This window comes from uncultured Roseibium sp., from assembly GCF_963675095.2.
Classification (GTDB): Bacteria; Pseudomonadota; Alphaproteobacteria; order Rhizobiales; family Stappiaceae; genus Roseibium.
The window spans coordinates 1-13,182 of the sequence record NZ_CAXXSJ010000022.1; the positions used below are offsets into that span (position 1 = coordinate 1).

Here is a 13,182-nt window from a genome sequence, read left to right on the forward strand (position 1 = left end):
TTCCGACAACCAGCAGATGTTCGGCCTCCTGGCGCGCCAGATAGCGGGCTGCAAGCGCCGATGCGGCCGCCGTCCGCCTGGCGGTCAGTTCTCCGCCGTCGACCAGGGCAAGCATCTTTCCGGTCCGCGCATCCGACAGGAGATATTCAGCAGAGATGGCCGGTTCGCCCCGTGCCGCATTGCCAGGCGCCACGTTGACGATCTTGACCCCGGCATACGCCCCCGGCACCCAAGCCGGCATCAACAGCATGGTCGCGTCGGGTTCGTCCGGCACCTTCATGTCATGGTGGTGGCGTACCGGCATTTCGCATCCCGTGCGAAACATCTCCGCCAAGGCATCGATCAATTTCGGAAACGGCAGTGCATCGCGTGTTTCATCCTGCGAAAGCAACAACATGCTTTTCAAACTCCCTGCCAGATAACTGTCCCCGACCTCGCACAAAAACGGAGGCGTGTCCAATCGCGGACCACGTTCCGGAAGCCTATGGGGGAATGAACAGACGGACCTGACAAGAAAAAGGCCGGTGTCGTGAACACCGGCCTCATGGATTCCGATTGGATACAGGCACGTCAGATCGCGAGATATTCCTGACGCAGCTCCGCGTTGTCGAGAACCTCCTGAGCGGTACCGTCGAAAACGACCTCACCCATGTCGAGGATCACCGCCCGGTCCGCCAGGTGCAGGGCCGCAATCGCGTTCTGCTCGACGATGATCGTCGTAATGCCGAGTTCCTTGACCCCTTCCAGGATGCGCTCGATTTCCTGAACGATCACCGGGGCGAGGCCTTCGTAAGGTTCGTCGAGCAACAACAGCTTGACGTCACGCGCCAACACCCGCGCCAGCGCCAGCATCTGCTGTTCCCCACCGGAAAGGGTCACCGCTTCCTGGCTCTTGCGCTCGGCGAGACGCGGAAAATGATCGTAGATGCGCTCGATCGACCAGCCGATCGGCGGTGCGATCTGCGACAGCTCCAGGTTTTCCTGTACCGTAAGCCCCGGGATGATCCGCCGGTCCTCCGGCACCAGTCCGACACCGTTGCGGGCCGCCTCGTGGCTTTTCATGGAATGCAGCGGCTTGTGATCCAGCCAGATCTCGCCGTGGGTCAGGTTCGGATTGTCCATCCGGGCGATCGTCCGCAGGGTCGAGGTCTTGCCGGCACCGTTACGGCCCAGAAGCGCCAGGATCTCACCTTCGCGAATGTCGAAGTGAACACCCTGAACGATATAGCTTTCACCGTAATAGGCGTGCAGGTCCCAGGCGGAAAAGAACGCAGGGGCACCGCCCTGCGGCTTGACCGGCTTGACGCCGGGAGCCTGCGCTCCTTCGAACTGATTATCCAAAAGCGTCATAGATGCGCTCCTCCGAGATAGGCTTCCTGAACGCGGGGATCGCCCTTGATATCTTGCGGTTTTCCTTCGGCGATGATCGTTCCCTGGGCCAGAACAGTGACTTTCTGGGCCAAAGAGAACACCACATGCATATCATGCTCGATGATCACCTTTGTGATCCCCCGGTCGCCGATCCGCTTCAACAAGTCGATCGTGTTGTTGGTGTCGGCGCGCGACATGCCGGCCGTTGGCTCGTCGAGAAGCAGGAGTTTCGGATCCTGCGACAGGCACATGGCAAGTTCCAGGCGCCGCTTGTCGCCGCGCGACAAGCTTCCGGAGTGCATACCCTGCTTCTCCGCAAGGCCCACATCCTCAAGCATGTGAAGCGCCTTGTCGCGGATCTCCGTGTCCTTGTCGAGACGCTTGAAGGCATGCAGCGCGAACTGACCGTCACGCTTTGCCATCGTCGGGATCATGACGTTTTCCAACAGGGTCAGGTCAGCGAAGATTTCAGGCGTCTGGAAAACGCGCGAAACGCCGACCTGATTGATTTCGTAGGGCTTCATGCCCGTCAGCGAGATATCGCCGAACATCACGGTTCCGGTGTCCGGTATCAATCGGCCGATCATGCAGTTCAGGAAAGTCGACTTTCCGGCACCGTTCGGGCCGATGATCGCATGCACCGTGCCCTGCTCGACCGCAAAGTCCACATTGTTGAGGGCTCTCAAACCGCCAAACGATTTGTTCACGCCCGAGACCTTGAGAATTTCCATGTGAGTGTCCCCTTACTCGGCCGGAGCTGTTTCTGGTTTCTTGGCGGAGCCGCCAAGGCGCTTGAACAGTTTGCCGATCCGCGCCAGGCCTTCCATGATGCCTCCGGGAAGGAAGATCACGATCAGCATGAACAGGACGCCGAGGGTCAGATGCCAGCCTTCGCCCACGAAAAGGCTCGTGATTCCGACGACGGGTGCTTCGATAAAGTCCGGCAGGAAGCTGAAGATCGAATGCAGGGTCTGGTCGTTGAAGGCCGAAAAGATGTTTTCGAAGTACTTGATCAGGCCCGCTCCGAGGATCGGTCCGAGCAAGGTTCCGGCCCCCCCCAGAATGGTCATCAACACCACTTCGCCCGATGCGGTCCACTGCATGCGCTCCGCGCCCGCCAGCGGGTCGGTGATGCACAGCAGCGCGCCCGCGAGCCCGGCATACATGCCCGAGATCACGAAGGCGGCCAACGTATAGGGACGCGGATTGAGGCCGGTATAGGTCATCCGGTTCTGGTTCGACTTGACCGCCCGCAACATGGTTCCGAAAGGCGAACGGAAGATCCGCTGCGCGATGAAGAAACCGATGATGAGAAGGACGGCACAGAAATAGAACCCCGGATACCCGGTCATGTCATAGCCGAATATGGACGAAATCAGGGGTCCTTCGGCACGCGTCGTACTGTCGAAGATCCGCGGATCGGTCTCCAGCACACGCAGCCCGGTTTCACCGTTGGTGATCGGCGTCAGAACCGAATAGGCCAGATTGTAGCACATCTGCGCGAAGGCCAGCGTGAGGATCGAGAAGTAGATGCCCGATCGGCGCAGACTGACATAACCGATTGCCAGGGCAAAAACACCGGAGACCACGGTTGCGGTGATCACCGCCGGGATCGGGTTCATGCCGAGCAGCTTGAAGGTCCAGACCGCCGTGTAAGACCCGACACCCAGGAACGCGGCATGGCCGAACGACAGATATCCGGTCAGGCCGAACAAAAGGTTGAAACCGGTTGCAAACAACCCGTAGATCGCGAACTTCTGCAAAAGGTCCGGGTAGCCTGCGCCGATCGGCGCCAGCCACAGCGGCATGGTCAGAACGGCTGCCGCGAAGACCAGGAAAAGCACGATGTCGCGCAGGGAAGACGTTTGGGAATTCATTTTTCTTAGTTCTCCATAACGCCCTTGCGGCCCATCAGCCCGCGCGGACGCACAAGCAGAATAACCACAGCAACAAGATAGATGATGATCTGATCAATGCCCGGGAAGATCTCCTTGACCTCGTTCATGGAGGCGAAAGACTGCAGGATACCGAGCAGGAAGCCGGCCGCGACCGCACCGGGCAGTGAGCCCATGCCGCCGACGACGACCACCACGAAGGACAGCACCAGGAAGTCCATACCCATGTGATAGTCGGGAGGCAGGATCGGCGTGTACATCACACCCGCAAGACCGGCCACGACGGCCGCGATCGCGAACACGATCGTGAAACGGCGCTCGATGTTGATGCCGAGCAGCCCGACCGTTTCCCGGTCGGCCATGCCTGCGCGCACCACCATGCCGAAGGTCGTGAACTGGAGAAAGGCGAAGACGGCGGCAATGATGACAGCTGAGAAGAGCAGATAGACCATCCGCCACCACGGATAGACGATTGCGCCGGGATCCAGGCCGAGCATGGCGCCGATGTCGGCGGCTCCGCGCACGACTTCAGGCGCGACCTGAGGGATCGGGTTGGCGCCGAAGATGGACTTGATGATTTCCTGGAGGACGATGGCGAGGCCGAAGGTCACCAGGATCTGATCCGCATGCGGACGGTTGTAGAAATGTTTGATCAGGCCGCGTTCCATCGCGAAGCCGATGATCAGCATGACCGGTACAGCGAGCAGAATTGATACCGGAACAGAATAGTTCAGGATCCAGACGCCGAAATCGCCGAGCCATGCTTCCACATAGGGCGTACGCACCTCAAGTGGCGTGCCCCAGGCCGTCGTCTGGGTCGGATCGAGCGCGACCTTCTCCAGAGTGAGAAACTTGTTGAAGGTGACGGCACAGAAGGCGCCCATCATGAACAGCGCGCCGTGCGCGAAGTTCACAACACCCAGCGTACCGAAAATGAGGGTCAGACCAAGGGCGATCAGCGCATAGGCGCCCCCCTTGTCCAGACCGTTCAGAAGTTGAAGTAGGATGACGTCCATCTGTTTTGCCGGAGTTCTCTGCCCAAAGCCGCTGTGCGGGATGAGAAAAAGTGGGAACCGGTTTTCCGCCCGCATCCCGCACCAACTAGTCGGAAACGATCAATTCGACGATATTCGGTACTTTCGACTGAAAATCGGAGCTGATCCCGAGAAGGCGGCCGCCCGAGAGGGGCGGCCGCCTGAGGTTTTCTTCGGCGATTAGGCGCCGTTGTTGCAGGTGCCGAGATCGCCCTTCACGTCTTCCATGTCGGGTGCATACTCGACCTGGGCGCGCGGAGTGATTTCGACGACTTCCAGAAGGTCGAACTGGGAGGTCGGGTTTTCCTTACCCTTCACGACCAGAACGTCCTTGAAGCACTGATGGTCGGCACCCCGGTAAAGGGTCGGACCGTTGCCCATGCCGTCGAACTCGAAGTCCTCGAGAGCTGCACCGACAGCACACGGCTGGAAGGTGCCGGCCCGCTGGGCCGCATCGGCATAGAGGATCGTCTGCACGTAGCAGGTGTGCGCTGCCTGGCTCGGCGGGAAGCCGTATTCCTGACCGAAGGACTTCACGAAAGCCTTCGAGCCTTCGTCCTGCAGGGACCAGTGCCAGTTGGTGGAGCCGAAGATGCCCTTGACGTTGTCGCCAGCACCCTGAGCCATCAGACGGGAGTACAGCGGGACGATGATTTCGAACTTCTTGCCGTTGACCATCTTGTCGCGAAGGCCGAACTGAACCGCCTGGGTCAGGGAGTTCACCATGTCCTTGCCGTAGTGGTTCAGGACCAGCACGTCAGCGCCCGAGTTCAGCACCGGAGTGATGTACTGGGAGAAGTCGCCAGCGCCGAGCGGGGTGCGAACGGCAGCGACCGTTTCCCAGCCCATGGCTTCGGTGTACTTCTTGATCGACCCTTCCTGAGACCAGCCCCAGGTGTAGTCGGCGGTCAGGTGATAGGCCTTGCGGTCGGTGCCGTAGTTGTTCTTCAGCACCGGAGCGAGGGCTGCGCCGGACATTTCCGTGTTGAAGAAGTGACGGAAACCGTTGGCGCGCCGGTCCTTGCCGGTGGTGTCGTTGGAGTGGGTCAGACCGGCCATGAAGATGACGCCGGCTTCCTGGCAGAGCGACTGAACGGCAATGGCCACGCCGGAGGACGAACCGCCGGTGATCATGATGGCGCCGTCCTTTTCGATCATGCGCTTGGCAGATGCGCGCGCTGCATCGGACTTGGTCTGCGTGTCACCGGTCACGAATGCGACCTTCTTGCCGTTCACGCCGTTGCCCTGCAGGGCCTTGGACGAGAAGGTATTCAACATCCCGCCGTCGCCTTCACCGTTGAGGTGCTTGACGGCAAGCTGGTAGGCGCGCAGTTCGTCGGCACCTTCGTCGGCATACGCACCGGTCTGCGGCACGTTGAAGCCGAGGGTGACTTCAGCACCGGTCGGCTCGTTCAGATAGCCGGCGGACCATGCAGAGCTGGTAAAGATGGTCGGCGTTGCCAGTGCAACACCGCCAGCCGTGCCTGCCTTCAGAATCGAACGACGGTTAAGGGGTTTGTGAATAAGGGTCATACTTTCCTCCCAGAAAGGCCCGAAAAAGCCTGGACGAGTATCCGCGGAACAATCCGCAGTCGGCGAGCATGTCCCATGACTTTTCCCAACCGGTTTCCCGGATCCATGGCCAAAGGGCACGCAAGCTGGTCAGACTGTAAAAACACGTGCCGCCTGCGAGCAATACGACTATCGGCGCGGTATACGTGAAAATAAATTGGGCACGTTCCCGCAAAGGACAGGGTAAAAAGATTCGCCTCGACCTTGTTGCTGCAACGCAAATATGATTTCTCTTCAAAATAACATGAACTTAAACACTTCATCATTGCAGCGCGAAATGCGCCGCAATCATAAAGTCGGCTAAGGAACCCGTTTCTCGCATTAGTCGAAAGTCAAAAGCGAAAATGCCTCTTGTGGTAAATTTCACCGGACACAGGACAGCGGAAAGCCTTTCATGACAGACACAATCACCTCCCTGGACGCACTTGAACGCATCTACGGCGTGCCGGTCGCAGCCTCCACCGTCAAGGTCGCGGACCGGGTGACCCCCCTCTACCGGCAGATGATCGACGCCTCTCCGTTCTGCGCCCTGGCGACGGCAGGCCCCGAAGGCCTGGACTGCTCGCCACGCGGCGACCCGGGCACCTGCGTCTACGTGGACGACGAAAGAACGCTGCTTATCCCGGATCGCCGCGGCAACAACCGGACCGATTCCCTGAGGAACATCGTCCGCGAACCGCGCGTCGCCCTGATGATGCTCATCCCCGGTTCCGGTAGCACGCTCAGGATCAACGGCCGTGCGGAACTCTCCGTCAACCCGGATCTGCTCCGGCGCTTCGCCGTAAAAGGCAAGGAGCCCCGCTGCGTCATCCGCATCACCATCGACGAACTCTATTTCCAGTGCGCCCGCGCGGTCCTGCGCGCCGGACTTTGGGATCAAGCCGCACAGATCGACCCCGCTTCCCTGCCAACCCCCGGCCAGATCCTGGCGGACATGACGGACGGAAAGACCGGCGGTGAGGATTACGACCGGGAATGGCCCGAACGCGCCGCAAAATCGATGTGGTAAGCGCTTTCGTAAGCCCGGCAATGCTTTGAAAAGCGGGAAATTGTGCCACACTTTCCGAGCTTCGCTTTGACGGCCGCCGGTCCGACACCATATGACATCAAGTCAGTTTTCTTTTCGTCCCCACAGGAACTTCCATGCCGCAAAATCCGCTTCTCACCGACTGGACCACGCCCTTCGAGCTGCCACCGTTCGCCGACATCAAGCCGGGCGATTTTACGGAAGCCTTCGAAAAATCCATGGCTGAAGGCCGCGCGGAAGTGGACGCGATCGCGGATCAGCAGGCCGAGCCCACCTTCGAGAACACGATCGTGGCACTGGAAAAATCCGGCGAGACCCTGAGCCGGGTGGCACGGACCTTCTTCAACCTGTCCGGAGCCCACACCAATCCGGAGCTTCAGGCCATCGAACGCGATATCGCGCCGAAGCTGGCCAAACATTCCTCGGAAACGCTCCTGAACGGCGCCCTTTACGACCGCATCGCCGCTCTTTGGGACAAGAAGGATGACCTCGGCCTGAACGAGGAGGAAGCCAGGGTCCTGGAACGCTATCACAAGATGTTCCAGCGCGCCGGGGCCGGACTGGAGGCGAGCGACAAGTCCCGCATGGCGGACATCTCCCAGCGGCTGGCAACACTCGGTACAGGGTTCGCCCAGAACGTATTGAAGGACGAAGCCGATTATCAGCTTGTACTGGAAACGGAAGAAGACCGGGCCGGCCTTCCCGACTTCCTGCTGGCGGCCGCCGCGGAAGCAGCAAGCGAACGCGGCCTGGACGGCAAGCATGTGATCACGCTGTCGCGCTCCTCGATCGAACCGTTCCTGCAGTTCTCCTCCAACCGCGCCCTGCGCGAGGAAGCCTTCAAGGCCTGGAGCGCGCGCGGAGAGAACGGAGGCGACACCGACAACCGCGAGATCGTGGCCGAAACCATCAGGCTCAGGGCGGAAAAGGCAAAGCTGCTCGGCTTCGACACCTTCGCCGATTTTAAACTCGACGATACCATGGCGAAGACACCGAAAGCTGTCCGCGATCTTCTGATGAAGGTTTGGACACCGGCTGTGAAACGTGCTGCCGAAGAAGAAGCCAAACTCGCCGACATGGCCCGATCCGAAGGCGGCAACTTCAAGATCGCCCCCTGGGACTGGCGCTACTATTCGGAAAAGGTCCGCAAGGCGGAGCACGACCTGGATGAGGCGGAGATCAAGCCCTACCTGCAGCTCGATCGGGTGATCGCGGCCGCTTTCGACACGGCCCACCGACTGTTTGGCCTCAATTTCGAGGAAAAGCAGGGTATGCCCGTCTATCACCCGGACGTTCGCGTGTTCGAGGTGACCGACAGGGACGGGAAGCATGTCGGCCTGTTCCTGGGTGATTATTTTGCCCGGCCCTCGAAACGCTCCGGCGCCTGGATGAGCGCCTTCCGCTCCCAGCACCGGCTGAACGGCGACGTCTCGCCGATCATCGTCAATGTGATGAACTTTTCCAAGGGCGCGAAGGGCGAAGCCACCCTGCTGACCTTCGACGATGCCAACACCCTGTTCCACGAGTTCGGCCACGCCCTGCACGGGCTCCTGTCCGACGTGACCTATCCGGTCATTTCCGGAACCAGTGTGGCCCGGGATTTCGTGGAACTTCCCTCCCAGCTCTACGAACACTGGCTGTCGCGGCCTGAAGTCCTGTCGCGCTACGCGGTCCATTACCGGACCGGCGAGCCGATGCCCAAGGATCTGCTCGACAAGCTGCTGGCGGCGGAAAACTTCAATCAGGGTTTTGCCACGGTCGAATACACCGCCTGCGCGCTGGTCGACCTGGAAATGCATCTGATGACCGAAGCGGATGATCTCGACGTGACCGCCTACGAAGCGCAAGCACTGGAAAAGATCGGCATGCCGGAGGCAATCACCATGCGCCACCGGGTTCCGCATTTCGCCCACGCCTTTGCCGGCGACGGCTATTCCGCCGGCTACTACAGCTACATGTGGTCGGAAGTGATGGATGCGGACGCCTTCGGCGCATTCGAGGAGGCCGGCGACATTTTCCACAAGGAAACCGCCGAACGGCTCCTGACCCATATCTATTCCGCCGGCGGTCGTCCGGATCCGGAAGAGACCTACAAGGCATTCCGGGGCCGCGCGCCGAAGATCGACGCGCTGCTTGAAAAACGCGGACTTGCCGCTGCATGATGCCAAGCAAAGGCACGAAACACTTCCGCCTGTTTTCTCGATCCAGACCGGGCTTTGCACCATGAGTCACAAAATAATCCCCGCGCCGGGCGAACCGACTTCGGCCCTGCTGCGTGCCTGCCTGGTCCTGGGTGGAATCGCCGGAGCGGCAGGCGTCATGCTGCTGGCCATGGCCGCGCACATGGATACCACCGGCCTGATCGAAACAGCGGCCCAGATGCTTCTGTTTCACGCCCCGGCGATCCTTGCGATCGGCGCCATCAGTCAGTCCCGGCAATCGCCGTTTCTGCTCTATGCGCTGATACTGATGGTCGCAGGACTTGCCCTTTTCTGCGGCGATCTCGCCAGCCGCGCCTTTGCCGACCGGCGGCTGTTCCCCATGTCCGCCCCCACGGGCGGCACGATGGTGATCATCGGCTGGGCGGCGGTCATTCTCGCGGCCTTGCGCATTCGCGCCAGATAGGTCAAGGATCGGCAAAATCGAAGATCGTCTGATTAAAAAGGAAACGGGTGTGACCCTCGCCGATCCCGTGAACGACAAGGCCCCTGCGGAAGACTTTATACCGCCCTACCCCTACCGGCATCAGAGCGCACCACCGGTCTGGAAACTGATCGGCATGGCCAAGAAGAACTTCCTCTCCATCTGGGGCGTGGAGGATTTCCGGGGCAGGCTGAGAAGCCGCAAGGTGTTCACCCGCGAACTCGTTGTCTGCAACAGGCCGGATGTGGTGCGCGAGGCCTTTCAGACCAATCACGAGACCCTGCAGCGCAAGAGCCCGCAGATGCGGCATGCGCTGGAGCCGCTCCTGGGCGACGGGCTGTTCGTCAGCGACACGGCGACCTGGGCGAAGCGGCGCAAGGTGGTCGCGCCGATCATCCATGGCTCCCGGGTGCCGGGCTTTGCCCCGATCATGGTCGACACGATCATGGAAAAGCGCGCCGAATGGAACGCTCTCAAAAACGGCTCGGAAATCGACGCTTTGGCCGAAATGGCCCACCTGACCGCGGAAATCATCTGCCGGACGATCTTCGGCCGCCAGCTGGGCAAGAACTACGCGAGCGAAGTGGTTCAGGGCTTTTCCGACTATCAGAAATACATCGATCAGGTCGACATGATCTCCATGTTCGGCCTGCCCGAATGGCTGCCGCGCTTCCGGGGCAACGCGATCAGGAAATCCAAGGAGCGCATCCTGAGCGTCCTCGACGAAATCATCGACAGCTATCAGGCCCAGAAGGAAGCCGGTGAGGACTCGGTGATCGGCGGACTGCTCGAAGCCCGTGACGAGGACGGCAATCCTCTGTCCAGAGACGCGATCCGCAACGAAGCGGCGGTGATCTTCATGGCCGGCCACGAGACCACGGCAAACACGCTTGCATGGACCTGGTACCTGCTGTCCCAATCTCCGAAGGTCGCCAAAAGGCTCCGCAAAGAGGTCACAGAGGCGCTGGGTGACCGCACGCCGGACTTCAAGGACGTGGCCAACCTGCCTTACACCCGTGCGATTATCGAAGAATCCCTGCGCCTGTATCCGCCGGTACCGATCCTCGCACGCGAAGCCATGGCCGACACGGTCATCAGCGGCAAGCCGATCCCCAAGGGATCACTGGTGATGGTTGTCCCCTGGCTCATGCATCGCAATCCGGGGCTTTGGGACAAGCCGGACGCCTTCTGGCCGGAACGTTTCCTCAAGAAGAACACCAAAAAGCCGAACAAATACGGCTATGTCCCCTTCAGCATCGGTCCGAGGATCTGCGCCGGGCTGCAATTCGGCCTGACCGAGGCGATCCTGAGCTTGGCAATTCTGGCAAGGGATTTCAACCTGAAGCTCGTTCCCGGCACGGATGTTCAGCCGGTCTGCCGTCTCACCCTGCGTCCGGGCGACAAGCTGCCGATGACGATTCACAAGCGTAAGATCAAGGCCTGAGACGCACGGGGCACCAGCAAATCGATATCCCTCACGATTTGGCAACCTGCCCTTGGCAAAATTCCGAAGCGGCCTGTACATAAGGCCAACAGCATTCGGGAGATCAGCGGCATGGATATCGTCATACTCGGCGCAGGCGCACTCGGCTCGGTTCTGGGAGGCCTGATGGCCCGTGCGGATATTCCGGTCACGCTTCTGGACGTCAACCAGGCCCATATCGCTGCGATCAACGCAACCGGCCTGCGCCTGGACCTGGACGGGGAAAGCAACACCTGGAAAATTCCAGCCATGCGGCCGGAAGACTACACCGGTCCTGCCGACCTCATCATCCTGTTAACGAAGACGATGCATACGGCCGTTGCCCTGCAATCGGTGGAACGGCTGATCACGGCTGGCGCCCATGTCCTGACCATACAGAACGGTCTCGGCAATGCCGACCGGGTCGCAGAATTCGTGCCTGACGACAATATCCTGGAAGGTTCGACCATGATCCCCGCGGATCTGAAAGGTCCGGGCCACGCGGCCACCCATGCAGGCATGGCCACGACTTTCAAATCCCTGACCCCTCGGGGCCGACCCTTTGCGCAGAAACTAGCCGAACTCATGGAGCCGGTCGATTTCGTGCTCGATGATCAGGCGGATGTGGTCATCTGGCAGAAGGCGGCCTTCAATTGCGCGCTCAACACCATCAGCGCGCTTTGCGGGGCCCGGGTCGGTGACATAGCCAACGAGCCCAGCGCCGTCGTTCTTGCCAAGGCCGCCGCCGACGAAGTCGTTGACGTCGCGAACGCCAAGGGCATCGCGGCGATGATGGACGCGGTCCACGCCAAGATCGACGAGGCTCTTGCCCATCACAAGCCCCACAAGGCATCCATGCTGCAGGATGTGGAGGCCGGACGCCCGACGGAAATCGAGGCGCTTTGCGGCATGGTGGAACGGGAAGCGATCGCCTACGACGTCCACGCCCCGATCAACAAGGCGCTCGCCGCCCTGATCCGCCTGAAGGAAAACGCTGCCAAGGCCGAATGGTAGTCGCGATCAGCCCTTGAGCCGCTCTGCGTGCCACTGCACGTGGTCCCTGCCGAAGGTGGACACGAAATAATAGGAATGGTCATAGCCTTCCTGCATCCGGAAGGTGGACGGCGTCCGCGTTTCGGCAAGCGCGGCAGCCAGTGCTTCCGGCTTCAACAGGTCGAGGAACTGGTCACTCGCACCCTGGTCGACGAGGATGTCCGATTTCCAGCCCTTGTCTCTGAGAAGCAGCGCGGCATCATGCGCCGCCCAGAGTGTTTCATCCGTCCCCAGGTAGGCTGCAAGCTGCTTGCGTCCCCAGTCGGACGCCGCCGGGTGAGCAATCGGCGCAAAGGCGGACAGGGACCGGTAGAGATCCGGGTTAGCCATAGCCAACGTCAACGCCCCGTGGCCGCCCATGGAATGGCCGGTGATGCCATGCGCATCGGAGACGGCGATATTTGCCTCTACCAGGGAACGCAGTTCCTTGGTGACATAGTCATACATCCGGAAATGCGGCGCCCAGGGCGCTTCGATGGCATTCACATAGAACCCGGCGCCCTGGCCGAGGTCATAGGCCTCGTCATTCGCCACGTCTTCGCCGCGCGGGCTGGTGTCGGGGAAGACCAGTGCCAGTCCGAACTCCGCCGCATGGGCCTGAAGGCCCGCCTTGGTCATGGCGTTTTCGTGGGTGCAGGTCAGACCGGAGAGATACCAAAGACACGGCACCGGGCCGTCCTTGGCCTGGGGTGGCATGTAGACCGCAAAGGTCATGTCGCAGGAACAGGCTTCGGATGCATGGCTGTAAACACCCTGCACACCGCCATAGGCACGGTTCTCGGAAATGGTCTTCATGTCACTTTCCCTGGAATTTGTCGGTAACACCGGCGCCTGCCGGACGTAACCCGCCCTCCTCCGGCCTGGAAAAGGGTGGGCTAAACGATTTGGGATCCGCTTTGCGGAAGCGGTTCGCCCGTCCTCAGTAAAGCACGACGGAGCGGATCGACTCGCCGGCGTGCATCAGGTCGAAGCCCTTGTTGATGTCTTCCAGCGGCATGGTGTGGGTGATCATCGGATCGATCTCGATCTTGCCGTCCATGTACCAGTCGACGATCTTCGGCACATCGGTGCGACCGCGCGCACCGCCGAAGGCCGTGCCGCGCCAGGACCGGCCGGTGACCAGCT

Annotated in this window: 11 protein-coding genes and 2 pseudogenes; 5 read left to right on the forward strand and 8 right to left on the reverse strand. The window is 60.7% G+C overall.

Features of this window, described 5'->3' with window-relative positions:
- The 6 genes and pseudogenes from ABIN98_RS08130 to ABIN98_RS08155 form a co-directional block, all read right to left on the reverse strand.
- Window positions 1–397: pseudogene (locus ABIN98_RS08130) on the reverse strand (ornithine cyclodeaminase family protein); the annotation flags it as partial.
- Between the two features lie 173 nt (window positions 398–570).
- Window positions 571–1,350, reverse strand: coding sequence for an ABC transporter ATP-binding protein (locus ABIN98_RS08135; protein WP_346909030.1), 780 nt, complete (start codon window positions 1,348–1,350; stop codon window positions 571–573).
- The gene (locus ABIN98_RS08140) at window positions 1,347–2,102 is read right to left on the reverse strand and encodes an ABC transporter ATP-binding protein (protein ID WP_346909032.1); all 756 of its coding nucleotides are present in this window, start codon (window positions 2,100–2,102) and stop codon (window positions 1,347–1,349) included. The genes ABIN98_RS08135 and ABIN98_RS08140 overlap by 4 nt, the downstream gene beginning before the upstream one ends.
- Window positions 2,103–2,114: 12 nt before the next feature.
- Window positions 2,115–3,248, reverse strand: coding sequence for a branched-chain amino acid ABC transporter permease (locus ABIN98_RS08145; protein ID WP_346909034.1), 1,134 nt, complete (start codon window positions 3,246–3,248; stop codon window positions 2,115–2,117).
- A 5-nt stretch (window positions 3,249–3,253) separates the two neighbouring features.
- Window positions 3,254–4,282: a branched-chain amino acid ABC transporter permease gene (locus ABIN98_RS08150; RefSeq protein ID WP_346909036.1), complete on the reverse strand. Its 1,029-nt coding sequence runs from the start codon at window positions 4,280–4,282 to the stop codon at window positions 3,254–3,256.
- A 198-nt stretch (window positions 4,283–4,480) separates the two neighbouring features.
- On the reverse strand, window positions 4,481–5,833 hold the full coding sequence (locus ABIN98_RS08155) for a substrate-binding protein (RefSeq protein WP_346909038.1): 1,353 nt from the start codon (window positions 5,831–5,833) through the stop codon (window positions 4,481–4,483).
- A gap of 433 nt (window positions 5,834–6,266) precedes the next feature.
- Between ABIN98_RS08155 and ABIN98_RS08160 the strand changes: the two genes are divergently transcribed.
- From ABIN98_RS08160 to ABIN98_RS08180, 5 genes are all read left to right on the forward strand, one after another.
- Complete coding sequence (locus tag ABIN98_RS08160) at window positions 6,267–6,881, forward strand: pyridoxamine 5'-phosphate oxidase family protein (protein WP_346909040.1); 615 nt, start codon at window positions 6,267–6,269, stop codon at window positions 6,879–6,881.
- A gap of 134 nt (window positions 6,882–7,015) precedes the next feature.
- Window positions 7,016–9,061 carry a M3 family metallopeptidase gene (locus ABIN98_RS08165; RefSeq protein ID WP_346909042.1) on the forward strand — a complete coding sequence of 682 codons (2,046 nt, stop codon included), beginning with the start codon at window positions 7,016–7,018 and terminating at the stop codon, window positions 9,059–9,061.
- Window positions 9,062–9,122: 61 nt separating this feature from the next.
- Entirely contained in the window at window positions 9,123–9,524 is a 402-nt protein-coding gene (locus ABIN98_RS08170; RefSeq protein WP_346909044.1) for a DUF423 domain-containing protein, read from the forward strand.
- A 49-nt stretch (window positions 9,525–9,573) separates the two neighbouring features.
- On the forward strand, window positions 9,574–10,986 hold the full coding sequence (locus ABIN98_RS08175) for a cytochrome P450 (RefSeq protein WP_346909046.1): 1,413 nt from the start codon (window positions 9,574–9,576) through the stop codon (window positions 10,984–10,986).
- Window positions 10,987–11,097: 111 nt separating this feature from the next.
- The gene (locus tag ABIN98_RS08180; protein ID WP_346909048.1) at window positions 11,098–12,018 is read left to right on the forward strand and encodes a 2-dehydropantoate 2-reductase; all 921 of its coding nucleotides are present in this window, start codon (window positions 11,098–11,100) and stop codon (window positions 12,016–12,018) included.
- A gap of 6 nt (window positions 12,019–12,024) precedes the next feature.
- Here ABIN98_RS08180 and fghA read toward each other — a convergent pair whose 3' ends face one another.
- Both fghA and ABIN98_RS08190 read right to left on the reverse strand, forming a co-directional pair.
- Complete coding sequence (fghA, locus tag ABIN98_RS08185; protein WP_346909050.1) at window positions 12,025–12,852, reverse strand: S-formylglutathione hydrolase; 828 nt, start codon at window positions 12,850–12,852, stop codon at window positions 12,025–12,027.
- A 124-nt stretch (window positions 12,853–12,976) separates the two neighbouring features.
- A pseudogene (locus ABIN98_RS08190) lies at window positions 12,977–13,182 on the reverse strand (S-(hydroxymethyl)glutathione dehydrogenase); the annotation flags it as partial.

What these genes read in the sequence shown, in the direction of transcription:
- ABIN98_RS08150 (WP_346909036.1), bottom strand. Translation starts at nt 4,282, where the DNA reads ATGGACGTCATCCTACTTCAACTTCTGAACGGTCTGGACAAGGGGGGC.
- ABIN98_RS08170 (WP_346909044.1), top strand. Translation starts at nt 9,123, where the DNA reads ATGAGTCACAAAATAATCCCCGCGCCGGGCGAACCGACTTCGGCCCTG.
- ABIN98_RS08145 (WP_346909034.1), bottom strand. Translation starts at nt 3,248, where the DNA reads ATGAATTCCCAAACGTCTTCCCTGCGCGACATCGTGCTTTTCCTGGTC.
- ABIN98_RS08140 (WP_346909032.1), bottom strand. Translation starts at nt 2,102, where the DNA reads ATGGAAATTCTCAAGGTCTCGGGCGTGAACAAATCGTTTGGCGGTTTG.
- ABIN98_RS08135 (WP_346909030.1), bottom strand. Translation starts at nt 1,350, where the DNA reads ATGACGCTTTTGGATAATCAGTTCGAAGGAGCGCAGGCTCCCGGCGTC.
- fghA (WP_346909050.1), bottom strand. Translation starts at nt 12,852, where the DNA reads ATGAAGACCATTTCCGAGAACCGTGCCTATGGCGGTGTGCAGGGTGTT.
- ABIN98_RS08180 (WP_346909048.1), top strand. Translation starts at nt 11,098, where the DNA reads ATGGATATCGTCATACTCGGCGCAGGCGCACTCGGCTCGGTTCTGGGA.
- ABIN98_RS08165 (WP_346909042.1), top strand. Translation starts at nt 7,016, where the DNA reads ATGCCGCAAAATCCGCTTCTCACCGACTGGACCACGCCCTTCGAGCTG.
- ABIN98_RS08155 (WP_346909038.1), bottom strand. Translation starts at nt 5,833, where the DNA reads ATGACCCTTATTCACAAACCCCTTAACCGTCGTTCGATTCTGAAGGCA.
- ABIN98_RS08160 (WP_346909040.1), top strand. Translation starts at nt 6,267, where the DNA reads ATGACAGACACAATCACCTCCCTGGACGCACTTGAACGCATCTACGGC.